Here is a 22,008-nt window from a genome sequence, read left to right as displayed (position 1 = left end):
CACTGACACAACTTCATTATGGCTATTTTAGATTCAAAAGGTCGCTTATTCGGCAAAATCAACTTACTCGATTTAGGTGCTGGGCTGGTAATTTTGCTAGTTATATTTGGCATCTTTATATTTCCCGGAACCTCTGGCTCTGTTGCTCAAGTCGGTAAAAAAACAGTACCAATGGAGGTAGATTTAGTGGTTCGTGGTTTAAATATCCGTGATCCTGAGCAGTTATTTAAACAAGGATTTACCAAAGGTGGTAAAACAAGTGTAATTATTCGTAATCAACCCTATGGTCAAATTGGAATAAAATCAATTCAAGAACTACCTAGAACAATTTCTGTTCCCCAACCAGACGGTTCTGTCAAAGAATTACCAGACCCAAGATCAAATAATTTTAGTACAGATTTTCTTTTGACTTTAGCAGGCCAAGCTCAAGTTACCGACAGCGGTCCAGTTTTAGGTAATAATAAAGTAAAAATCGGAATGCCTTTTGAATTAGAAGGTTTTAACTATAATTTCAACGCTTCCGTCATTGATATTCGCCTAAAAGATAAATAGCATTTTGGTAATGGGTGATGAGTAATTCTTCAGAGGAAACAGGGAACAGAAAAAACTCATGTTTAAAAACGTGAGATTGAAATAATGACACTGTTTTTTTCGTGTCACTCTCCTTGTAAAAACATCCTTTTTTTTGACTGAGCTTTAAACTCTTAAACTTTAGTTTTTTATTTGTTCCCTGTTCCCTGTTCCCTGTTCCCTGTTCCCTGTTCCCTTCTTTTGTAATTGGGTGATAACATCCTCATCACCCCAATCCTTAATTACCCTTTAGCAAAGTTAAATATCGGCGAATTAATCCAATTGTCACCGCAGGTAATTCTAATTGCGGTGTTAATCCTACATTTTCTAAAACTTGAAAAAAGCGAATAGCTTGGGGATTAATTTCCGCCAAGCGACGACCAACTTCAGGAGCAGTAAATTGCGATTTTTGTCCCCACATCATAGCCGTGGGAGTTGTCAACTGTTGAACATAAAGAGATAAATCAAAGCATAAATCTCCCCGGACAAAGGACAAAGCTGCATACTCGGCATTTGGAGCTTGTGCAGATTGTAAATAAGCTTCCACAATCTCTTGATAAACTCGATTAGCTTGAGCAAATTGTCGCTGTTCTAAAAAGGTGCGAATACCTGCATCTGTGGCAATTCCCTTACTATACACAAATCTGTCAACTAGGGGAACGCTGACCAATTGGGCAAAAAAGCTGCGGGAGTAGTCTTGTCCAAAGTCGGAAATACCAGCAGGACTGACTAGAATTAACGACTTAAATAAATCAGGATCAGCGATCGCTACCCGAATTATAAACGCTGCCGTCAAAGAAGATGCGATCGCTGTGACTGGACTTGTACAGGTCTGTTCAATAAACTCCCGAATCGTCGTCAAATAATCATCAACTTTGTAACTGCGTTGTGGATGATCAGATTTACCCCAACCGATTAAATCTGGTGCAATCACCCGATATTCAGCTGCAAAAGCCGGATACACCTTCGACCACTCATAAGCAGAAGACCCACCACCAAAGCCATGTAAAAATACTAAAGTTTCCTTGTCAGTTTTTTCACTTTTATCCTGCCAAGGCAAGCCACTAGCAGTATAGTATACCATCTTACCTAGTGAGGTATTAATCGAGCGCTGCTCAAATCCCAGTGGTTGTAACATATGTATGTTTTGTTGTTTAAACTAAGTAGACTGATGTTAAAAATTGTCGTTGCTTTATTGCGTATCAACTCCCGATAATTTCCGACTATGGTTTAGATTCTGTAAATGTAAAATCCTTAAACAGTTGATAAAGATTTAGTGTGGTTTTCTCTATCATTCCCAAAAATCATACTGAAACTATTATAAAATAAAGCTTTTTAAACGTACTGAGAATTACAGCTAAATAAAGACCAACATAAATTTGGGAGCGATGCGATTTTGTTAGATCGGGTTTTAATTCTCAATTAAATTGCCTAATTCTCAATAAAAACACATTTTCTGCCGCGATCGCACCCCTAAATAGGTGATTTAGCACCTGAAATTTACGCACCTCACAAAATCGCGCTGCTCCCCATAAATTTTTATGTTAATCTATCAGAGAAATCACGGTCAATTTCGAGCATTAAAGATAGTCGCAAAGCTGACCTAAATCAATTATTGAGCCTCTTTGTCTATGCAGGAATAAGCGCTTATTTATTCAGAAGTTACGGAATTTTATATCTACTCTATGTTTATAAATCTAACGCACCTGACAAGAGACTGAAACCCAGACCCTATATTTAATGTTTTCTGTCAATGCGTAAGTCTTATGTTTAATGATGTGATTAATCTCTAGACAACGGTAAAGCAGGGTGTCATGATAAATCAGGCTACTCTTCAATTAGATCAAGTCCAAACCCTTGAAAACAATAAATTTCAGCCTCACCGAAGTGGTGTCCAAAACCAAATTATTACTTCAGCTTGGCAGGAACTGGAAGCAGCGGAAATTGATGCTAAACAAATACCCATATCTTCTAGATGCATTTGTTTAAACTTGGACAATCTGAAACCTTTTGAAGCAGTTGATTGTCAATATCAGGAATTGGGTGTCATTTTTCACAATTCATTAGCAATAGAGCCGTCGAATCCACTATTTTCTGGACATTCAGGGCTAAAAGTTTTAATGGGATCTCCCCAAAGTGCATTTTTAGAAGCTACTTTCTTACGTCCTGTCAACTTAGTTAGTTCTTTAGTGATTAGTTCCCAACGGTTAGTGCTTTCCGCTTACGACCAAGATGATAACTTACTGACTCAATCAGTTTTACCTACAGCTAATCTTGTCAATTCTGACTCCGGGATACTCCCAAATCAGCCACTATCCGTCACGATCAATAATATCACCAGAGTTAACTTCTGCTGTTTCGACGGCCACTTTACCCTTGATGAATTTAAGTTTTGTTTTTCATTCTGACCGAAACAGTGCTGAGTAAAAAAAGTAAAATTAAAAGTAAACAGTACAATTAACCTGAGATGAGGATGACCATATCAGGTAAAACTTATCCATGACACAATTTTGTAATCAAGTAGGAAAAAACTGTGGCTCAGGCTTCGTCTTCTTGGCGACAATTAATCAACAGACTTCCAGAGATCAAGATAGGAAGCCCAAAACGGCAAACTTTACAGCGTATTTCTGAACCTGGCAGCATTCTTGCCTTTATCACCATTTTCGTGGCCATGCTGTTTTGGAACTGGAAATTGCTGTTAGCACTTACAATTGGGATTGGGGTCATGATCTTGGCTTACTCCATACCAAGATGGAACTGGCAACTAAGTTGGTTACAAACACAGAGATTTTTAAACAGTACTAATATTAGATTAGCTTTAGCAGTTGCCAGTGGCGGTATTGCTACTTTCATTACTTATATGACTGCTGCTATCTGGGTTGATTCCCCAAGTCATTGGATAGCCACTGGTATGATTGTGCAAGGTTTGGGAACGTTGTTGACTTTAATTTTATTGGTTTGGCAAATCTTTAGCCTGCAAGCAAATCAAGAGCAAGATCGTCTTGATCAGTTATTGAAAAACTTAATAGAAACAGACCCATTGAAACGGTTAATTGCCGTGCGTCAACTCACTAAATTTATCACTCGTAAGCAAGTTGATACTTCAGTCAAGTCAGAAGTTATCCAATGCTTGCAACTTCTATTAAGTCAAGAGAAGGAAACAGTAATTCGTGAAGCAGCTTTGAATAGTTTACAAAGCTTGGAAGGTTTACAAGTTCTACTATCCAGCAATGCCAAACCTTTTGTACCTGTATCTGCAAAAGTTAAACAGGAAATTATTCATCATTCATAAAAGTGATGACTCCAAGCTACTTGAACTTAATTTTTTATTTTTATTTCCGGGCGTTGCATAATTGCGGGATGATTTGAGAATCTGCATCAATCTATAATCACCGCGTCACCGCGTCACCGCGTCACCGCGTCTCCACGTCCCCGCTTCCCCGTGTCCCCGCGTCCCCGCCTCAGCCTCAATCATCCCCTTATTCAGCAACGCCTATTTCCGATATAGTCGTCCATTTTTGACCTGCACAACTGGATGATTACACCGTCTGACTAGTTGTTCATCATGAGTAGTCACAATTACCGTCGCGCCAAAAGTATTTAACTTTTGCAGAATCTGCATTACTTGCCATGAATTATCAGGATCAAGGTTGCCTGTTGGTTCATCTGCCAGCAATAAAGGTGGAGTAGCAATTATTGCTCTAGCGATACTTACTCGCTGCTGTTCACCCCCAGAAAGTTGATCAGGAAAGCGGTCTGCTTTAGACAACAAACCTACTAATTTTAAAGTTGGTTCCAAGCGTCGTTGAATTTCTTTACGAGTATAGCCTTGAGCTTGCAGTACAAAAGTGATATTTTCTGCTACTGTTCGCTGAGGAATGAGTTTATAGTCTTGGAAGACAATACCTATCCGACGACGCAAAAATGACAAGCGATCGCCCTGCAAGTTTGCTACATTCAAATCATCAACAATTACCTCTCCTTGTGTAGGTAACTCCTGTCCATACAATAATTTTAAAAAAGTCGATTTACCAGAACCACTAGCGCCGGTAATAAAAAGAAATTCTCCCTTTTTGATTTCTAGGCTCACATCTAACAGGGCATGATAGCCTGTGGTGTAAGTCTTAGTTACAGAGCGTAATTCCACCATTGTCTGGGCTTGATTACCCTGTTGTTGACTATCTTGTACCTTGTTATCAACAGATGTGTTTGTCTGTTCTGGAGCTTTTAACATTGGCATCGCTTATCAGTTATCCGTTGTTTCCCAATCAACTCTTTCCTAATTAGCACTCAACACCATTAGCGCTCCTAACAGTTACACGATAAACACAGGCTTTTAGTGCAAACTCAGGCAAAGCCAACATTCGTCGCCAACGCCAAGGCTCTTGATACAAGCGATATAGCCATTCTAAATTGTTATTAGCTAACCATCGGGGAGCGCGAGTTTTTTTACCTGACCAAATATCGAAACTACCACCAACCCCTATCCAAATTGCTTGAGGACACCAATGTCGGTTTTTGGCAATCCACAACTCTTGACGTGGTACTCCCAAACCCACAAAAATGACTTGTGGCTGTAACTGAGTCAAAGTTTGTTGTAATACTTCTTCTTCTTCTGGACAATGATAGCCTGAGTAAGTACCTGCTATACTTAGATTTGGAACTTCCATCTGCCACAACTCTGCTGCTGTGGCCGCTACCCCTGGCGCTCCCCCATAGAAAAATACTGTAGGCGCAGTTTTTTGTTGACCAAGTTCTTGTAACAGTTTTTCTGCTAGTTCAATTCCCGGACAACGTTGTACTTCTTGCCTTAACAGCCACTGCAAATACAGAACAACTCCAGCTCCATCTGGAATCACTAAGTCAGCTTTTTGAATTACCTGTGTTAGGGATTGGTTTCGCTCGGCTTGTATGGTCATTTCTGCATTGAGAGTAACTACATGAGTTCCTCTGCCTTGTTGTAAGCATTCTAGCAACCAGTCTGTATAATTTGTCATGACATGGACTGGTAAACCTAATACGGAAGATACCCTAGGTGATTTATACATAAATTTTACTTAATTAAACCTACAGTAAATTATATTGAAGCTAAGTTTATCAAATTTTTTCCCAGGTAGATGGGACACATCCGCTTAGTTTTTGCTTCATTGCTGTTGAAACTCAAAAATCTAGTTTATGAGTAGTTATTTGAAGATAACTTGAAATATCTGTTTTTTTACCAAGATTTTTCCAAAAAAAAGGACACAAGGAACAGGAAATAGATCAGAAACAGTGTCATTATTTCAATCTTATGTTTTTAAACATGAGTTTTTTCTGTTAAGAGTTCCCTCAGAATCACTATTCTATTCTGAGAGTCAATTTACACATTTGAGATGATTGCCATACTTGAATAGATATAAAAGTATTCATAATGGCAAAAATTCCCGCTACACTACGGTCAGAGATGTTGAGTAAAATGGTTAGATTGACTGTCAATGAAGAATCTCACACCTTCTAAGTGTAAAGATTGTAAAACTTAGTATAACTGATATAAGTTGACTATGAGTAAAATTCGGATCGCGCTAATTGAAGATCATGATCTCACTCGTGTGGGCATTCGGACAGCACTACTACAAAAAGATGAAATTGAAGTTGTAGGAGAAGCTGCCAATGCGGTTGAAGGGCTAAAAATGTTAAAAAAATTACAACCTGATATTGCGATTGTCGATATCGGTTTACCAGATAAGGATGGAATTGAGCTAACCAGAGAGTTAAAAGCCATTATTAAAAGTGAATATCTAGAGACAAAAGTGTTGATTTTAACACTGCGTGATAATAAAGAAGCTGTTTTGGCGGCTTTTGCCGCAGGGGCAGACTCTTACTGTATGAAGGATATCAAATTCGATAATTTACTAGAAGCGGTGCGAGTAACTTATGATGGCAATGCTTGGATTGATCCAGCGATCGCTCGTATAGTATTGCAACAAGCTCAACAAAATCCACCTAGCCTAACATCTAAATCCTCAGATCATCAACCTTTTGTAGATTCTTCAGAATCAGCCGAACATCAACAGCCTATTGAATCTAACTCCCTCACAGAAAGAGAATTAGAAGTATTGCAATTAATAGTAGAAGGTTGTAGCAATGCAGTGATAGCAGAAAAACTTTACATCACCATTGGCACTGTAAAAACTCACGTTCGCAATATTCTTAACAAGCTATGTGCTGATGATCGCACCCAGGCAGCGGTACACGCTTTACGTACTGGATTAGTGGAATAAATCTCTATAATTCTCTGAATTTAGGCAGATCATAGATTTGAAATAGCCTTTTGGCTGTTTAAATTTTTAATAAATGTAAAAGAATGCTTTTTGATGGTTAGTTGATGATCAAGTGATCTAAACTTGGTATTATCTTGCCATAAGAACGAACTGAAAATTATAGTCAAATATGACTGAACCAGAGGTAGAAAAGCTCAAGCTCATGGTGGTAGATGACGAGCCAGATAACTTAGACCTACTCTACCGCACCTTTTGGCGAGACTTCAAAGTATACAGAGCAGATAATGCCTATGATGCCTTAGCAATCTTAGAGCAAGTCGGGGAAATGGCGGTGATTATCTCTGACCAAAGAATGCCAGAGATGAATGGTACAGAATTTTTCAGTCGGACTGTAGAAAGCTTTCCTGATACTATTCGGATTTTACTAACTGGTTTTACTGATGTCGAAGATTTAGTGGATGCAATTAACTCGGGTCAGGTATTTAAATACATCACTAAACCTTGGAAACCTGAGCAGCTAAAGGCATTAGTTGAGCAAGCCCGTGATACATATTGTCTGGTAAAAAAGCGGACAAAAGAATTGCGTCATGCTCTCAGACGTGAATCTTTATTTAACGCTGTCACCACGACAATTAGGGAATCTTTAGACTATGACAGTATTTTGCAAAATATTGTTGTCACTATTGGACAAACATTTGCCGCTACCAGTTGTTTACTGAAACTAGTAGAGGATGATCAACTGACACAACACCTGTTTTCCTATCAAGATCCTCAATCCCCAGTTATTAATCTACCCTTCGACCCCTTTCATTTAACCGAAGCAGTTCTACAAACCCAGCATTATCAATTAACTCAAGGCACACACAATGGACATCCTTTTCACTATTTAGTTGTACCATTTACCTACCAGCACAACTTACTAGCGGTTTTGTGCCTTTATCAATGGCAAAGTGAGCATCCTTGGCAAGAAGAAGATATTCAACTAATTACAGGTGTGGCAGAACAAGCTGCTTTAGCTCTATCCCAAGCCAAACTCTACCAAAGCCTGCAAGAAAAACAAGAGCAAATCCGGGTTGAATTACAAGTAGCACGCCAAATCCAAAACAACCTGCTTCGCCAAACTTTACCTGATCTTGAAGGTGTAAAGGTACAAGCCTGCTGCTACCCCGCACGAGAAGTGGGAGGAGATTTTTTTGAAGTGTTTGTTCACCCTAAAGGTGACTTATGGATAGCCGTAGGTGATGTTTCCGGTAAAGGTGTCCCAGCGGCTTTATTCATGGCCAGCGCTATTTCTTTATTGCGTCGGGAATTATCTCAAGAATCACCAGCCGAGCCGAATGTGGTCATGCAAAATCTCAACTACGCTCTTGCTGATGACTTAATCAGTAACAATTATTTTATTACTCTTGTGATTGCATCTTACACCCCTGCTACCAAGGAACTTGTCTATGCTAATGCTGGTCACATCTATCCTCTACTATGGTCACGTCAAGCAAATTTAGTCACTCAACCTGAGTACCTCAAAAACCGCAGTGTACCTTTGGGAATTTTACCGAAATGGCAGGCGCAGTCGGGACGATTGATACTTGCTTCGGGGGACACATTACTACTCGCTAGTGACGGAATTACGGAATCAAGAGTATTAAATAAAACAGATTCTAGTATAGAAGTAAATCATGGCTCCGGCACAACTAACCGTTCTATGTTAAATCAAGAAGGACTGTGGCTACTTATACAAAAGCAACCCAAACCTCTGTCTCTTAAACACTTAATAACTCATATCCAAGCAAACAATCATGTGCAAGAAGATGACCAAACTATACTTTCTCTGGAGGTTCTATAAATTATGAAAAGTGAGCTTCACGTACCAAGCGATTTGAGTTTTGTAAACATCGTCGAAACTTGGTTGCTGGGATGCTTAAAAATCCAACTAGGTGAATCAGTGGATTGGTCAGAGCAATCAGTTCGTTTGCGGCTGGCGTTAGTGGAAGCATACTCCAACGTAGTACGTCATGCCCATAAAGACAAGCCGAATTTACCAGTTTTACTGCGCTTGGAACTAAAAGATAGTGAGTTATCCATCGAAGTTTGGGACTACGGTGAAGGCTTTGATTTGTCTACTTATTTTGCTCCCAATCCTACGGAGAAGCAAGAAGGTGGTTATGGGTGGCTGATTATGAATCGCCTAATGGATAAAGTGGAGTACAAGTTGCAAGTTGATGGTGCTAACTGTCTCAAGTTAGAAGCAACTATCCCAAAATTAGCTCAAAATTAGCTCAAAATTAGCTCAAAATTTATGTGTTTTCGCCAGGGTGTATGATTCCCCTTTGCTATCAAAGTTAGGTGAAATGCTGAAAATTAATTGATTTATCCGATTAATTTCTGATAATTTTATTTGTGTATATTTAATAAATAAATTAAGAATTATTAAGTAAGTTAATAACTTTTGCTAAATTTATTTGCTTTATTAGTATTATTTACTAAATAATTTACTTAAAGGGTGAGTTTCTATGTACTTGAAACCCAATTTCAGGTAATGGAAATCATCTGGAAATTAATACTAAATTTAAACTATGCAACCTTTATTTTGTTTGTCCCCTCGCTATCGTCTTGATGATGAATCACCTTGGTTAGAAGGCATTGATCCCAGTCGTCATTACTGGATTGCAGTGAATGGAGAGAAAAAGGTTACAATGGCTCTTCCTGGGTTAATCGTGTCTTCTTTTGATGAGTTCAAAGAAGTGATTCGTAAATTTCGCTCTCTACAACCTGGGGAGATGATGAGTTTGGCAAGAATTTCCAGTCGATGCATGATTCGCTGTGTTTCTCCTAACTGCTATGCTCTAGAAAGTAGAATTAATGATGCTCCTGTATGGCATCTTTTTGATCAAGAGACTTTAGATAGTCTGTTAATGACCGCACACCCAGATTGGCAATGTTCGCCATCAGATGTTGAGTTAGGAAGAAAATTGTTATTGCGTTCTTTAGAGCAAACTATTGCTACTAAAGGTTAGACAATTTCTGAAGTAAGTGTATATTCTTTGTTAGGTGGACGCAAAGAAAGTAACTCTTTCCCAGAAGCTAGGAGTTTGATTTGAGTTTCTAAAATTTCTCCTTGTTGGTTCAGGATAAATAGCCAGAGAACATTGACACCGCACCAAGAAGTTTGTGCTTTTCCTGTGACTTGGATTTGGATATAGTTGTCTGGTAAGTTTTCGCTAATTCCTTGATGGGGTTCAGCTTGGATATCTTGGGCTTCTTGTTGTAAGTATGCAGCGATCGCATTTCTTCCCACAATACCAGGTTCAAATGGTGGGTGCATCACACCATCTTCAGCAAATAACGCAGCAGTAGCTGTAAAGTCTCCAGCGTTTAACGTGGAAAAATAACGTAGGATACTGGTTTCGGTAATTCCTTCAATCTTAAATTCTGTTGATAGCGAAAATTCAGCAGATGTCATAGCCGTTTTATGGGATTGGGGATTTTTAATAAAGAATAGTCCCCAGAGAAGTACCTGAGAACTATTCATTCAGACATTGAGGTTGGAAGGATATCAAAATAAGGCGTTGCTGAATAAGGGGATGATTGAGGCTGACGCGGGGACGCGGGGACACTCCAGACGCGGTGATTATATATTGATGCAGATTCTCAAATCATCCCGCAATGGGAGCAACGCCCAAAATAATTCGTAATTTCCGAAAGTAAAGCCTTATGGGAGGCTAAAGGCTTACAGTTATTGATTTAGACCCTTGTAAAAAAATTAGGTATGGAAAAGGGGTAATTAAAACCGCAAAATTACGAATTTTTTAAACTTGCTTAGTCAGCCAGAGGATCAACACCCATGTCTGCAACTACTTTCCGTAGTACTGTGATTTGTTGACCAAAATCTAATTCCTTAAGTGTTTCTAACACTTGTGCGCCATCACGAGAGATTTGATAACCTGCTGGTACAGGAATAACAAAACCTTTGACCATTAATTCTGATAACTCGTACCAGAAAGCTAATTTTGTATTGACACTGAAAATACCGTAAGCACGAGAAACTGGTGTATTTCTTTGAGCAGCTAAGTCCCGCATTACTTCTAACTGCTCTGGATGGGACATCTGTTTGATTTGATTTAAAAGACCTTCAGCCATTTGCAAACGGGCTGCACCTGTTGCGGCTGGAGTGATGGAACGTCCCATTTCTGTGTACGCATACCAAAGTACAGCTAGTTGGTCATCCACGCTGAGGGCTTTGAATACAGCAGTGGTTGCAGCTACAGCATCTCCAGATTGGATACCGTATTTAAAACCGCCAGAAAAGCGGGTTGAAGCTGTGTCAGAAGTGAATGTCATATTGTCACCACAATTTATTAACTAAGTCAGCTGTTAACTAGTGGGAGGTTTGCATCACTCTGGGTTGCTTGACCTCTTGAAAACTATTGTGCATTATTTCTTAATAATTTAACATTAATATTTACATATAGTTTTATGAACAAAATTTAATAAAGATAAATATATTAAATTTATAATGTATAGTTAACATCAACCTACTGGCAGAATTCGGAATCAGAAAAATGAATGATTGTGCCTCAACCAGCAGCAGTGTGGTGAAAGAAAAAGCCAGGGAGTTAGGTTTTCATCTAGTTGGTATTGCATCTGTAAATGAGATAGATGCAAAAGAAGTACAAAGACTGCAAGCTTGGATGGAACTTGGTTATCATGCTGATATGGAATGGATGGCTAACCCCAAGCGCCAAGATATTCGTTTAGTCATGCCAGAAGTGCGATCGCTTGTGTGTGTGGCTCTAAATTATTACACTCCCGATCAACGTCCAGAAGGTGAAGAATACGCCAAAATTTCCCGTTATGGCTGGGGACGGGACTATCATAAGGTGTTGCACAAGAAACTCAAGCAATTAGCTACCTGGTTAGAATCATTAGGTGAAGGTATAAAAGCTAGATATTACGCAGATACAGGCCCAGTGCAAGATAAAGTTTGGGCGCAAAAAGCCGGGATTGGTTGGATTGCTAAAAATGGGAATTTAATTACGCGAGAGTATGGCTCTTGGGTATTTTTGGGAGAAATATTCACTAATATAGAATTAGAGAGCGATAGCGAAGCGCTCCGTAGGAATCGCCCAGCTACACAACATTGTGGAACTTGTACCCGTTGTATCGAGGCTTGTCCTACTGGTGCAATTACCGAACCATTTGTAGTAGATGCCAATCGCTGCATCGCTTATCATACCATTGAAAACAGAGCAGAAACATTGCCAGAAAACCTGACACCTCATTTACAGGGATGGGTAGCAGGTTGTGATATATGTCAGGATGTATGTCCTTGGAATCAGCGTTTTGCTCAAGTTAGTGATGTCACAGATTTTCGTCCTTATGCTGGGAATTTAGCACCTAAGCTGGTAGAATTAGCGCAAATCTCAGATCAGGAGTGGGATAGACAATTTACAGCATCAGCCTTACGACGGATTAAACCTGAAATGTTACGACGGAATGCTCGTGCTAATCTTGATGCATCTAGGCTAAAGAATGACTCAGAAAGTAATAATATTTGATTTTGACGGAACAATTGCTGATACAGTTGACGCACTTGTAACTCTTGCTAATCGTTTAGCTTTAGAGTTCGGTTATGTACAAATCACTCCTAATGAACTTGCTCTTTTAAGGAATTTAACCTCTAGAGAAATTATTAAATATTCAGGTATTTCGCTGTTTAAAATTCCTTTTTTACTTAAAAAAGTTAAATCAGAATTAAAGGATAAAATCAAAGATTTCCAGCCTATACCTGGAATTAAAGAAGCGCTAATAGAACTAAAAAATCAAGATTTTCGGCTGGGAATTATTACATCTAATTCACAAGAGAATGTTACCGAATTTCTAAATTGTCATGAATTAGGTTATCTTTTTGAATTTATCCATTCAGGAGTGACGATTTTTGGCAAAACCACAATAATTAATAATGTATTGAGACAGAGGCAGATCAAACCTCAATCAGTAATTTATGTAGGGGATGAAACCAGAGATATTGAAGCTTCAAAAAAAGCAAATATCAAGGTGATTGCTGTGACTTGGGGATTTAATTCAGCCGAAGTATTATTACAGCAAAAGCCGGATTTTTTAATTGATCATCCAAGCAAATTATTAGAAGTGATAAAAAATAATTCGTAATTAAGTTTTATAATTGAGATTTAGACCCCAGAATTAGTTAAAAGCTCAACCTAATTAAAGATTGAACTTGGACAAAAAATGAGTATTTGATGTTGATGTTAACTAATTGGAATTACTCCTTAGCGGCTTCACCCTTTTGCAAAGCTTGTTGTACTAAATCATCACTAACACTTGTGACAGCCTCAATCCTAGAAGCACCAATTTTATCAGCCATCTCTACATAATCATCAGGATTACCTGTGGACTGTGTTTCAGTTTTTGTCTCTTCTTGATCAGGGATTTCATATTTAGGTGCAGTAACAGCTTCAGCAGCAATTTTTCCTTCACCTGTGCGATCAATTTCGCTGACACTGAATTGCTGTGCGGCTGCATAATCAGCTTCAAAATTTACCTTTGGTACTTTTTTTTCACCACTAGCTATTTGTTCGGCAGCTAATTGTGCATCATGGGTGGGAGCTTCACTGGGATTAGGCTGCACTTTATCAGACATAATTAAAACCTTAATTAAGATTTACATTGCTGGGGCAAGTCTATCAAAATAATTTACTAAAATCTTTTTACACAAGATAGATATTACTATCTATTGCAAGATAGATAATATCAAGTTTAGCTATTTAATAAACATCCTTCTCTTGGAGGTAGATCATAATTATAAATGTCTGATAATCCTATAAGTCTTAACTGTTAAATTAGGCTGAGGATTAATTATGACCGCGAGTTACAATAAAACTATTTCTGATCAAGCTCAGAGCCAGTCAACTCAAAATTTAGTCGAAGCGTTTAATACTTTAGATACCGATGCAAAATTAGCTTGGCTATATTTTGTTTATGAAAAAATGGGTGATACTGTTACTCCAGCGGCTCCCTCAGCAGCTGAACCAGAATTAGCTCCCATGTTGGTAGGAGACTATTTGCAATTATCGGATGAGGAACAACTAGAAATTATGCGGGATATAGTTAACTGTAAGGATACAGTCTATTCTCGTGCTTATGGGGCATTAAAAGAAAATAACCAGTTGTTCATTTGGTATGTTTGGGCAGAAGCTATGGGGGATACAGTGGTAGGAATGCCAGATAATTATGAATCAACTGAGGAAATTAATGATTTACTTGCTCAAATTGAAGAACTAGAATTTCAAGAGCAAATTTCTATTTTGCGGACAATTGCTGGTGAGATGGGTTATAGCGATGTTAAACCAATTGCGACGCAAGCAGAAACAGGAAAAACATCGAGTTTGTAATTAATTCAAAATTCAAAATTCAAAATTCAAAATTCAAAATTCAAAATTCTGAATTCAGAATTTTGAATTTTGAGTTAGGAATTAAAAAGCAGCAAATAAATACCGTAGAGACGTTCCATGGAACGTCTTTACAACAATAAATAAATGGTATGAGTTAATTTAAATCAACTGGGTTGAGGTGAAAATGTATTACTTTACCTGAGATGTATTAGTTGTGGTACTCATTCTGTGATGTTGCGTCGTAGGGCTTTAATTTCGCCGTGTTTTGTTTTGCTGTCAATGCGTTTATTTTTAGCGCTGCGCGTGGGTTTCGTGGGCTTGCGTTTTGGGGAGATGACGGTGACGCTTTTGATTAAAGTTTGGAGACGTTCAAGAGCGTCTTCTTTATTCTGTTCTTGAGTCCGATGTTGCTGGGCTTTAATAACAATTATTCCATCTTTGGTGATGCGTTGATCTCCCAAATTGAGTAGACGTTCTTTGTAAAGCGGTGATAGAGAAGAGCCGTTGATGTCGAAGCGCAAATGAATTGCTGTAGCAACTTTATTAACATTTTGACCACCTGCACCTTGAGAACGAATTGCACTAATACTGATTTCGCTAATAGGGATGGTGGTTCTGTCGGTAATTTGCAGCATGATGGTTTTTTAATACCTTCGATTTGACTGTTGATGTTCTAATCAAGAAACTACAAGCTGATGTAACTCACTTGGTGTCAGGTGAGAATGTACCACTTCACCATCACGAAACCAAACAATGCGTTTAGTTTGACGCGCAACTTCTGTTTCATGCGTCACCATGACAACTGTAATTCCACTGCTATTTAATTCACCAAAAATGTCTAAAACTTCTTGAGTTGTGCGGGAATCAAGTGCGCCGGTGGGTTCGTCAGCAAGGAGAACAACGGGACGGTTGACAATAGCGCGTGCGATCGCTACTCTTTGTTGTTGTCCCCCTGATAATTGGGTAGGTTTGTTGTTGAGTCGTTTTTCTAAACCTACTTTTATCAATGCTTCTGTAGCCCGTTCTTTTCTTTCCCCAGGCTTAACACCAGCATACACCATTGGCAGCATCACATTTTCCATTGCTGTCAATTGGTTTAATAAATGGAATTGTTGAAATACAAACCCTAGCTTTTTATTGCGAATATGTGCCAATTCTGTATCACCGATTTGGGCTACATCAAGATTGTCTAAATAATAATGTCCAGAACTGGGACGATCTAAACAGCCGATAATATTCATCGCGGTAGATTTACCAGAACCAGAAGGTCCCATAATCGCACAATATTCACCTTTGTCTATAACTAAGTTGATATCATTTAGTGCTTTTACTTCTGTTTCACCACTACCATATATTTTAAAGATGTTATCAAGCTGAATAATTCCTGATGGTGGTGCTGAATTAGGAATGTTTGAATCAGTTAAAGTCAGAGTATTTGCCACAATAATTATATCCTTTTTTTAAACTACTAATTGCACACATTAACAAAAAAAAGGTTGATATGGATTAATTTTGATTTTAGTCTGATTCATAATGATAAAGAGCTTGTAAAAAATAAACTTTATTTTCGGTGACTTTATAAACTAAACGATGTTCTAAATCAATGCGTCGTGACCAAGTATCAGCAGCAATATATTTAAGAGGTTCTGGTTTACCTAAACCTGTAAATGGTTTACCATCAAGAATATCCGCTACTAAATCCAAAATCTTATTGCCTTTTTTGGGATCTTGACTATACCACCAAGCTAAATCTGCTTTAAAATCAGGACTGAAAATAGGAATATAACCAGATGCTTGTTTTTCTTCATTCTCATCTTGCTTTTTTTTCTTAGGGGTCAATTCCTAACTCCTCTTTTAATTCTGCTAATGTTTGAGGAGTTTCCGTTGCTGTTTCAGACCATTCTAAAGCACGAAATAAACGTTTAGCATTTTCAGGCGATCTTAATAAGTAAACACACTCCAATAAACTTGAAAGTTCATCCTCTGCAATTAACGCGACATTTTTTTGATTACGACGTTTAATTACCATTATTTCCCGTTGATCACATACCTGATCTAAAATACTTGCTAAATTCAATCTGGCTTGAGAGTAAGTAGTTTCTTTGCTTAACATTATCTTTTTTTAAGACTTGTACAATATTATTGTACAATATAAGATTGTGACTGTCAAAAATTTGCGTTACAGTAGTTTTTATTCTGAATTCTGAAATCTAAGAATGAAACTTTTTCTGAATCTTTAATTTTTAATTTTTTAGGACTTAAGCAATATACAAATTAAACATGATCTGTATCAACCCAAATTAGTTATTTCCGTCCAGCATATTAGTAGGGTGCGTCAGATGGCAAAATTTTGTTAATTGTGGGCAAATTATAGGCTCTGACGCACCATAGAAGAGATAAAATCCACAAGTCATGTTTGATAAATTTTGTCAATGCGTAAGTCCTATTTTTAATTATTTACGCACTTCTTAATGCCACAATTGGGTCAAGTTGAGCAGCACGACGGGCAGGAACTACGCCAAAAAACAAACCAATTCCCCCGGAAATACCAACAGCCATCGTAATAGAAACAACGGAAATACTCGCTTCTAAAGGAGTTAGGGCTGATACTAAAATTATGCAACCAACACCAACTGTAGTTCCAACTAAACCGCCAACTAGAGAAACAATTACTGCTTCAATAATGAACTGAAGTAAAATATCTTGTTCGGTAGCACCAATTGCTTTTCTTAAGCCAATTTCTTGGGTACGTTCGGTAACAGAAACGAGCATAATATTCATAATACCAATACCACCGACAAATAGTGAAATCCCAGCAATTGCAGTTAACATGGTTGTCAACGCACCGGAAATTTGACCTACTGTTTGCAAAGCATCTTTTTGTGTACGAATAGTAAAGTCATCTTCACCGACAAGTTTGTGGCGTTGTCGTAGTAAATTGGTAATTTGAAACTCTGCTGCATCTACACTATCTGCATCTTTAGCAGAAGCGACAATATAAGTTACTTCTAGTCCATAGGGAGAAGTTCTTCCCACCAAACGATTTGCTGATGTGAGAATTGGGACTAATGCTGAATCATCATAACTTACACCTAAGTTTGAACCTTTAGCTGTTAGTACTCCAATTACTTGAAAGCTGGCATTTTTGATGCGTATCTGCTGACTAACGGGATTAGTATTACCAAAAAGTTTTTCTTTCAATTTTGCACCTAAAACCACAACTTGATTACTGCGCTTCATATCTATGTCGGTGAAAAATCTTCCTGTGGCTACTTCAAAATCACGCACTTTTAAAAAGCTGGGAGTTGTACCTATAATATTGACATCAGTATTTCTATTTTTATAAGTAATTACCTGTCTGCTATTCAATTCGGCTGTAGTAGCTGCTATGGTTGGTACTTGAGTAGCGATCGCATTAGCATCTTCTAAAACTAAAGTTCTGGTTACATCTCTAGCAATTCGCTCGGTTTCTTCGTTACCGGGAATGACAAATAAAACATTTGGTCCCAAGGAATTTAGTTGATTGGCTACAAATTTTTGTCCTCCTTCTCCAATGCCAATCATCGCAATTACTGAACCATTACCAATTACAATTCCTAACATTGTCAGGGCGCTACGTAACTTGTTAGAGAGCAAAGTTTTAGCTGCCATTTGCATACTTTCTAGGAAGTTCATTAGTTTTTCTCTTCTTTATATTTTTGAATTTTGTAGTCTTTGGGTGGGTTCACAAATATCAAATCACCCTGTTTTACTCCCTCTAAAACTTGTGTTTCGTTTTTTATTTGTGTTCCAATTGTGATTTCTTGAAATTGGGGTTTATTATTTGCATCTGGTACGAGTACACCAGTTTTGCCATTTTCAGTGAGAATTGCTACAGTTGGTAAAGTTAAAGCATCGTTTATGCGATCGCCCAAAAACGTGACATCCACATTTAAACCAGAACGCAGTTTATCTGCTCCAATATCAATTACCACCCGCACCTGAAAAGATGTCACACCCTGCTCTACCACAGCTTCAGGAGCAATCAAACGTACACGGCCTTTAAAAACTTGATCTGGATAAGCATCAGCGACAATTTCTACCTGCTGTCTCTGCTTAATTCTGCCAATATCAGCTTCAGGAACTTGAGCTAAAACTTCTAAACCCCTTGCTAAAGCCACAATTGAACTAGAAGTTGCTGATGTACTCGTCGAAGCTGAGGTTGTTGGTGTCACAAAAGCCCCTATATTCGCATATTTTTGGGTAACAATCCCTGTAAAAGGAGCGCGAATTACGGTATCTGCCAACTGGACTTGCTGCTGCTTTAATTGCGCCCTAGCAGCCGCTACAGAGGCTTTAAGTTGAGCAATTTGTTCGGGACGACTACCATTTTCTATCTGTCGCAGTGCTTCCCGTTCTTGGGTAACTACTGCTTCTTGTCTTTTAATATCTTCTTCACGGCTACCTACTTTTTGCAAAGATAATCTTCTTTGAGCTTCTTCTAAACTAGCTTTTGCTCTCTTATCTTCACTGATATATTGTTCTAGGGAATCTTGAGAAATCGCCCCTTCTTTTGCTAATCCTTGATAACGTCTAACTCTGGCTTGGGTTAGTTCTACTTGGGCTTTAGCTGAGTCTACAGCAGCTTTAGCTTGATCAATTTCCTGAGAACGATTCCCCTCCCTAATGATCGCTAACTGGGCTACGGCTTGGGCTAAACGAGCTTTTCCTTGAGCAATTTCTTCAGGACGACTCCCGGCTTGACTCTCCGCCAATTGTGCTTTTGCCTGTTCTAAATTAGCTTCAAATTGGAGAATTCGCATCTTAATCTCGGAGTTATCCATAAGAGCAATAATTTGCCCTTTCTGAACTTTTTCTCCCTGTTCAATATCCAAGTCAGTGATAATTCCCGGATTTTTGGGACTAATATTCACGCTTTGTACTGGTTGCACTTTCCCACTAGCAGTAATCCGCACAGTAACACTTTTTTCTGTAACTGGAACAGTAAGTTTAGTAATGTCTTGTTTACGGTTTTCTGGATTCGCTATTTGTAAGGCCGTAGTTGTACCAACTATCAAAATACCAGATGCCATCAACCCGATTAACCAGCGAAATGGGTACTTGATTTTTTTACCTATCAGCGGAATTTCTATGTGAGTAGTCATATTATTTGGCACTATTTACTAAAGTTGAAAGTTGTTAAAGTTTTTAACTCAAGAATGAAGAATACTGTTTATAGAAATCACCAATAAAATCAATAGATTATTGATTGTTAGTTTTGCTTTTATACTAACAATTAAATATAAGATCAGCCATCATCTGATTGGGTGAATTTGAATGGTTTTTGGGGATAGACATAAAACAAAGATATAATTGCCAATCAACAAGTGACAACAATAAAATGTAAGTAATCACTTATTAATTTCCCACAAAAAATTTTTAGTTCAGTTGGGCAATTAATCCTCAATCGGTGCAATTCCTTGCCAAACAATATCGACAAGATTCTCGACAAATATAGCTTCTTCTGTTTTTATCACTTCTGCAGGTTGCATTTGTTCTAAGAAAACATAGTTCATGAGTGAGCCTAGCAATATCATAGCAATAGTCTTAGGGTCACTGGGGCGCAGCCGTCCTTGTTCTATTTCTTGCGCTAGGAAGTTAGTAAATATTTTAACCTCGCGGATAGGTTTTGACTTGATCATACTTGCGGTTTCTGGAAGTAGATTACCGCACGCTTTTAGCATCATCAATCGTGGCATCACTTGACGATGAAATTCTAAGGTTTGTAGACACAAATTAATGAGATTTTGCCTAAGATTTCCTTGACCAGCTAAAGAATCAAGTTCTTGCACCCAAGGAGGTCTTTCAGAAATTCCCATTGACGCAAAAAATAGTTTTTCTTTGGTTGAGAATCGCTTGAAAATCGATGCTTCGGAAATTCCTGCTTTTTGAGCAATATCTAAGGTCGAAGCACCAAACCCTTGTTCGAGAAAGATTTCACGGGCTGCATCTAAAATTTGCTCATTGGTGATTTTTGGTGTGCGTGCCATAAATAAGTATGTAGTCACTTATTAATTTAACGGAAGTTGATGGTAATGTCAAGAAGAAGATTATTTACTCCCTTGTAGTGATTGCGTCGGTATTCCTGTTCGTGTATGTACTTGCTGGCTTTATTTGCTGAATAGGAATCTCAATCAAAAATTCTGTTCCCTTTCCAGGTTCAGAAATATACTCTATCTTTCCCCTATGTTTATCTACTATAATCTGGTAACTAATAGATAATCCTAATCCAGTACCTTTACCTACAGGTTTAGTAGTAAAGAACGGTTCAAATAATCTATTTTTAACTTTTTCCCTGATTCCAGTACCATTATCTTTAATACTGATACTTACGTTGTCTTTATCTTTGACTTGAGTATGGATAATAATAGAACTGAAGTGTTGTTTCATATTTTTATCAGTATCTATTTCCTGTTGGCGTAAAGCATCAATAGCATTAATGAGTATATTCATAAATACCTGATTTAATCCTCCTGCATAACATTCAACAAGAGGTAAACTTTGATATTGTTTAATAATTGCAATTTCCTGCTGTTTCTGCTGACCTTTAAGAATATCTTGCAAAATTAACAGCGTGCTATCAATTCCTTCATGAATATCAACAGGTTTCATTTCCGCTTCATCAAGACGAGAAAAGTTCCGTAAACTTAAGACAATCTCACGGATACGGTTAGCACCAACTGTCATTGAGGATAATATTTTAGGTAGATCATCAATAATGAAATTCAAATCTATCTCCTCAGTCAAAATATTTATTTTCGGATTGTCATGAGAATATTCTTGATGGTATACTTTAATCAAAGTTAGTAAATTTTGAGTGTATTCCTTAACGTATATCAAGTTGCCATAAATGAAATTTACAGGATTATTAATCTCATGTGCAACACCAGCGACTAACTGACCTAGTGAAGACATTTTTTCAGTTTGAATCAGTTGTACTTGAGTCTGCTGTAGTTCTTGTAGTGTCTTTTTTAATTGAATATTTTTCTGTTTTAATCTTTCCGTTCTAGCCGTGACTTGCATTTCTAACTTACAATTAGTTTCTTGTAAGGCAACTTGAGCATTTTTTTTAGCTTTTAAATATTCTTGCAATAAACGTAATACTAAAAGCCATACTGGGATAAGTATTGTTAAACTTATAGTAGAGCCTAAAATAGCCCAAATCATTCTTTGGCGATACTCAGCAACTTTCAGTTGCAACCCAAGTAAGATATTCTGGTTTCTTTTAGCAACACCATCAGCATAAATCTGTTTCTGAGTTTCATATTTGGGGCTGGATAATAATTGCTGTGCAGCCTGTTTTTGATTTTTATTAACTAAATCAAAAGATTGATATTCCATTGCGACTAACTGCTGATTAGCAACATCAATTTTTTGGGCATTTTCATCTTTATATGTTTCAGGAGCCAGTTTAATAGCTTCTTTAATGGCAATATCAAGTTTAGGTTCAAATTGGCGATATCGTTTTTCCCAAAAAGTATTACCTGTAGCTGCATTCATTCTAGCTGACATGGTTAATACTTCATCTAAATAAGTAATTTTATCACTTATTCTTTGTAGATTAAATTCTTGTTTAGTAATATTATTGAAGTTATAAAATGCTTGCCAATTTAGCCAAACTTGTGGAATAAATAATAGTAATGTCAGCAATACTGTCATGCTTACTAACTGGGAAGGACTAAATTTTAACTTATAAAATAAGTGCATTTTTATACTTTTATATAGTATGT

The 22,008-nt window shown here is 37.7% G+C and carries 24 protein-coding genes; 10 read left to right on the top strand and 14 right to left on the bottom strand.

Features of this window, described 5'->3' with window-relative positions:
* The first annotated feature begins 18 nt into the window (after nt 1-18).
* On the top strand, nt 19-552 hold the full coding sequence (locus ANA7108_RS0107610; RefSeq protein ID WP_016950181.1) for a DUF4330 domain-containing protein: 534 nt from the start codon (nt 19-21) through the stop codon (nt 550-552).
* 256 nt (nt 553-808) lie between these two features.
* On the opposite strand, the gene ANA7108_RS0107605 is transcribed toward ANA7108_RS0107610, so the two are convergent.
* On the bottom strand, nt 809-1,708 hold the full coding sequence (locus ANA7108_RS0107605; RefSeq protein ID WP_016950180.1) for an alpha/beta fold hydrolase: 900 nt from the start codon (nt 1,706-1,708) through the stop codon (nt 809-811).
* A gap of 676 nt (nt 1,709-2,384) precedes the next feature.
* Here ANA7108_RS0107605 and ANA7108_RS0107600 point away from each other — a divergent pair.
* A complete protein-coding gene (locus tag ANA7108_RS0107600) occupies nt 2,385-2,978 on the top strand; it encodes a hypothetical protein (RefSeq protein ID WP_016950179.1) in 594 nt (197 codons plus the stop codon).
* A gap of 125 nt (nt 2,979-3,103) precedes the next feature.
* A complete protein-coding gene (locus ANA7108_RS0107595) occupies nt 3,104-3,862 on the top strand; it encodes a hypothetical protein (protein ID WP_016950178.1) in 759 nt (252 codons plus the stop codon).
* A 201-nt stretch (nt 3,863-4,063) separates the two neighbouring features.
* On the opposite strand, the gene ftsE is transcribed toward ANA7108_RS0107595, so the two are convergent.
* Both ftsE and ANA7108_RS0107585 read right to left on the bottom strand, forming a co-directional pair.
* Entirely contained in the window at nt 4,064-4,810 is a 747-nt protein-coding gene (gene ftsE / locus ANA7108_RS0107590; RefSeq protein WP_016950177.1) for a cell division ATP-binding protein FtsE, read from the bottom strand.
* Nucleotides 4,811-4,853: 43 nt separating this feature from the next.
* Nucleotides 4,854-5,618, bottom strand: coding sequence for a WecB/TagA/CpsF family glycosyltransferase (locus ANA7108_RS0107585; protein WP_016950176.1), 765 nt, complete (start codon nt 5,616-5,618; stop codon nt 4,854-4,856).
* Between the two features lie 492 nt (nt 5,619-6,110).
* Between ANA7108_RS0107585 and ANA7108_RS0107580 the strand changes: the two genes are divergently transcribed.
* The 4 genes from ANA7108_RS0107580 (at nt 6,111) to ANA7108_RS0107565 (ending at nt 9,844) form a co-directional block, all read left to right on the top strand.
* Nucleotides 6,111-6,830: a response regulator transcription factor gene (locus ANA7108_RS0107580; protein WP_016950175.1), complete on the top strand. Its 720-nt coding sequence runs from the start codon at nt 6,111-6,113 to the stop codon at nt 6,828-6,830.
* A 169-nt stretch (nt 6,831-6,999) separates the two neighbouring features.
* On the top strand, nt 7,000-8,673 hold the full coding sequence (locus tag ANA7108_RS0107575; protein WP_016950174.1) for a SpoIIE family protein phosphatase: 1,674 nt from the start codon (nt 7,000-7,002) through the stop codon (nt 8,671-8,673).
* Between the two features lie 3 nt (nt 8,674-8,676).
* Complete coding sequence (locus ANA7108_RS0107570; RefSeq protein WP_016950173.1) at nt 8,677-9,105, top strand: anti-sigma regulatory factor; 429 nt, start codon at nt 8,677-8,679, stop codon at nt 9,103-9,105.
* Nucleotides 9,106-9,403: 298 nt separating this feature from the next.
* Nucleotides 9,404-9,844: a hypothetical protein gene (locus tag ANA7108_RS0107565; protein ID WP_016950172.1), complete on the top strand. Its 441-nt coding sequence runs from the start codon at nt 9,404-9,406 to the stop codon at nt 9,842-9,844.
* Here ANA7108_RS0107565 and ANA7108_RS27020 read toward each other — a convergent pair.
* Both ANA7108_RS27020 and ANA7108_RS0107555 read right to left on the bottom strand, forming a co-directional pair.
* Nucleotides 9,841-10,290, bottom strand: coding sequence for a nuclear transport factor 2 family protein (locus tag ANA7108_RS27020; RefSeq protein ID WP_042490910.1), 450 nt, complete (start codon nt 10,288-10,290; stop codon nt 9,841-9,843). The genes ANA7108_RS0107565 and ANA7108_RS27020 overlap by 4 nt on opposite strands.
* A gap of 356 nt (nt 10,291-10,646) precedes the next feature.
* Complete coding sequence (locus tag ANA7108_RS0107555; protein WP_016950170.1) at nt 10,647-11,168, bottom strand: orange carotenoid protein N-terminal domain-containing protein; 522 nt, start codon at nt 11,166-11,168, stop codon at nt 10,647-10,649.
* A gap of 221 nt (nt 11,169-11,389) precedes the next feature.
* Between ANA7108_RS0107555 and queG the strand changes: the two genes are divergently transcribed.
* On the top strand, nt 11,390-12,385 hold the full coding sequence (queG, locus tag ANA7108_RS0107550; protein ID WP_016950169.1) for a tRNA epoxyqueuosine(34) reductase QueG: 996 nt from the start codon (nt 11,390-11,392) through the stop codon (nt 12,383-12,385).
* Entirely contained in the window at nt 12,360-12,998 is a 639-nt protein-coding gene (locus tag ANA7108_RS0107545; protein WP_016950168.1) for an HAD-IA family hydrolase, read from the top strand. Before queG ends, ANA7108_RS0107545 begins: the two co-directional genes overlap by 26 nt.
* 112 nt (nt 12,999-13,110) lie before the next feature.
* On the opposite strand, the gene ANA7108_RS0107540 is transcribed toward ANA7108_RS0107545, so the two are convergent.
* Entirely contained in the window at nt 13,111-13,488 is a 378-nt protein-coding gene (locus tag ANA7108_RS0107540; protein WP_016950167.1) for a hypothetical protein, read from the bottom strand.
* Between the two features lie 217 nt (nt 13,489-13,705).
* Between ANA7108_RS0107540 and ANA7108_RS0107535 the strand changes: the two genes are divergently transcribed.
* Nucleotides 13,706-14,239 carry an orange carotenoid protein N-terminal domain-containing protein gene (locus tag ANA7108_RS0107535; RefSeq protein WP_016950166.1) on the top strand — a complete coding sequence of 178 codons (534 nt, stop codon included), beginning with the start codon at nt 13,706-13,708 and terminating at the stop codon, nt 14,237-14,239.
* Nucleotides 14,240-14,460: 221 nt separating this feature from the next.
* Here the strand turns inward: ANA7108_RS0107535 and arfB are convergent, their stop codons facing one another.
* From arfB to ANA7108_RS0107495, 8 genes are all read right to left on the bottom strand, one after another.
* The gene (gene arfB, locus ANA7108_RS0107530) at nt 14,461-14,874 is read right to left on the bottom strand and encodes an alternative ribosome rescue aminoacyl-tRNA hydrolase ArfB (RefSeq protein WP_016950165.1); all 414 of its coding nucleotides are present in this window, start codon (nt 14,872-14,874) and stop codon (nt 14,461-14,463) included.
* 42 nt (nt 14,875-14,916) lie between these two features.
* On the bottom strand, nt 14,917-15,681 hold the full coding sequence (locus tag ANA7108_RS0107525) for an ABC transporter ATP-binding protein (RefSeq protein WP_016950164.1): 765 nt from the start codon (nt 15,679-15,681) through the stop codon (nt 14,917-14,919).
* 76 nt (nt 15,682-15,757) lie between these two features.
* On the bottom strand, nt 15,758-16,078 hold the full coding sequence (locus ANA7108_RS0107520) for a Txe/YoeB family addiction module toxin (protein ID WP_016950163.1): 321 nt from the start codon (nt 16,076-16,078) through the stop codon (nt 15,758-15,760).
* Nucleotides 16,068-16,352: a type II toxin-antitoxin system Phd/YefM family antitoxin gene (locus ANA7108_RS0107515; RefSeq protein WP_016950162.1), complete on the bottom strand. Its 285-nt coding sequence runs from the start codon at nt 16,350-16,352 to the stop codon at nt 16,068-16,070. The genes ANA7108_RS0107520 and ANA7108_RS0107515 overlap by 11 nt, the downstream gene beginning before the upstream one ends.
* Before the next feature lie 344 nt (nt 16,353-16,696).
* A complete protein-coding gene (locus ANA7108_RS0107510) occupies nt 16,697-17,914 on the bottom strand; it encodes an ABC transporter permease (protein ID WP_016950161.1) in 1,218 nt (405 codons plus the stop codon).
* The gene (locus tag ANA7108_RS0107505) at nt 17,914-19,383 is read right to left on the bottom strand and encodes an efflux RND transporter periplasmic adaptor subunit (protein ID WP_016950160.1); all 1,470 of its coding nucleotides are present in this window, start codon (nt 19,381-19,383) and stop codon (nt 17,914-17,916) included. The genes ANA7108_RS0107510 and ANA7108_RS0107505 overlap by 1 nt, the downstream gene beginning before the upstream one ends.
* 291 nt (nt 19,384-19,674) lie before the next feature.
* Nucleotides 19,675-20,268: a TetR/AcrR family transcriptional regulator gene (locus ANA7108_RS0107500; RefSeq protein WP_016950159.1), complete on the bottom strand. Its 594-nt coding sequence runs from the start codon at nt 20,266-20,268 to the stop codon at nt 19,675-19,677.
* 64 nt (nt 20,269-20,332) lie between these two features.
* A complete protein-coding gene (locus ANA7108_RS0107495) occupies nt 20,333-21,985 on the bottom strand; it encodes a sensor histidine kinase (protein ID WP_026104042.1) in 1,653 nt (550 codons plus the stop codon).
* Between the last annotated feature and the right edge of the window lie 23 nt (nt 21,986-22,008).

The organism is Anabaena sp. PCC 7108, assembly GCF_000332135.1.
Classification (GTDB): Bacteria; Cyanobacteriota; Cyanobacteriia; order Cyanobacteriales; family Nostocaceae; genus Anabaena.
This window is presented reverse-complemented; position numbering and strand designations above follow the sequence as displayed.

Excerpts from the sequence above, each read along its gene's own strand:
- ANA7108_RS0107610 (WP_016950181.1), top strand. The coding sequence starts at position 19 with ATGGCTATTTTAGATTCAAAAGGTCGCTTATTCGGCAAAATCAACTTA.
- ANA7108_RS0107605 (WP_016950180.1), bottom strand. The coding sequence starts at position 1,708 with ATGTTACAACCACTGGGATTTGAGCAGCGCTCGATTAATACCTCACTA.
- ANA7108_RS0107600 (WP_016950179.1), top strand. The coding sequence starts at position 2,385 with ATGATAAATCAGGCTACTCTTCAATTAGATCAAGTCCAAACCCTTGAA.
- ftsE (WP_016950177.1), bottom strand. The coding sequence starts at position 4,810 with ATGCCAATGTTAAAAGCTCCAGAACAGACAAACACATCTGTTGATAAC.
- ANA7108_RS0107585 (WP_016950176.1), bottom strand. The coding sequence starts at position 5,618 with ATGTATAAATCACCTAGGGTATCTTCCGTATTAGGTTTACCAGTCCAT.
- ANA7108_RS0107580 (WP_016950175.1), top strand. The coding sequence starts at position 6,111 with ATGAGTAAAATTCGGATCGCGCTAATTGAAGATCATGATCTCACTCGT.
- ANA7108_RS0107575 (WP_016950174.1), top strand. The coding sequence starts at position 7,000 with ATGACTGAACCAGAGGTAGAAAAGCTCAAGCTCATGGTGGTAGATGAC.
- ANA7108_RS0107570 (WP_016950173.1), top strand. The coding sequence starts at position 8,677 with ATGAAAAGTGAGCTTCACGTACCAAGCGATTTGAGTTTTGTAAACATC.
- ANA7108_RS0107565 (WP_016950172.1), top strand. The coding sequence starts at position 9,404 with ATGCAACCTTTATTTTGTTTGTCCCCTCGCTATCGTCTTGATGATGAA.
- ANA7108_RS27020 (WP_042490910.1), bottom strand. The coding sequence starts at position 10,290 with ATGACATCTGCTGAATTTTCGCTATCAACAGAATTTAAGATTGAAGGA.
- ANA7108_RS0107555 (WP_016950170.1), bottom strand. The coding sequence starts at position 11,168 with ATGACATTCACTTCTGACACAGCTTCAACCCGCTTTTCTGGCGGTTTT.
- queG (WP_016950169.1), top strand. The coding sequence starts at position 11,390 with ATGAATGATTGTGCCTCAACCAGCAGCAGTGTGGTGAAAGAAAAAGCC.
- ANA7108_RS0107545 (WP_016950168.1), top strand. The coding sequence starts at position 12,360 with ATGACTCAGAAAGTAATAATATTTGATTTTGACGGAACAATTGCTGAT.
- ANA7108_RS0107540 (WP_016950167.1), bottom strand. The coding sequence starts at position 13,488 with ATGTCTGATAAAGTGCAGCCTAATCCCAGTGAAGCTCCCACCCATGAT.
- ANA7108_RS0107535 (WP_016950166.1), top strand. The coding sequence starts at position 13,706 with ATGACCGCGAGTTACAATAAAACTATTTCTGATCAAGCTCAGAGCCAG.
- arfB (WP_016950165.1), bottom strand. The coding sequence starts at position 14,874 with ATGCTGCAAATTACCGACAGAACCACCATCCCTATTAGCGAAATCAGT.
- ANA7108_RS0107515 (WP_016950162.1), bottom strand. The coding sequence starts at position 16,352 with ATGTTAAGCAAAGAAACTACTTACTCTCAAGCCAGATTGAATTTAGCA.
- ANA7108_RS0107510 (WP_016950161.1), bottom strand. The coding sequence starts at position 17,914 with ATGAACTTCCTAGAAAGTATGCAAATGGCAGCTAAAACTTTGCTCTCT.
- ANA7108_RS0107505 (WP_016950160.1), bottom strand. The coding sequence starts at position 19,383 with ATGACTACTCACATAGAAATTCCGCTGATAGGTAAAAAAATCAAGTAC.
- ANA7108_RS0107500 (WP_016950159.1), bottom strand. The coding sequence starts at position 20,268 with ATGGCACGCACACCAAAAATCACCAATGAGCAAATTTTAGATGCAGCC.
- ANA7108_RS0107495 (WP_026104042.1), bottom strand. The coding sequence starts at position 21,985 with ATGCACTTATTTTATAAGTTAAAATTTAGTCCTTCCCAGTTAGTAAGC.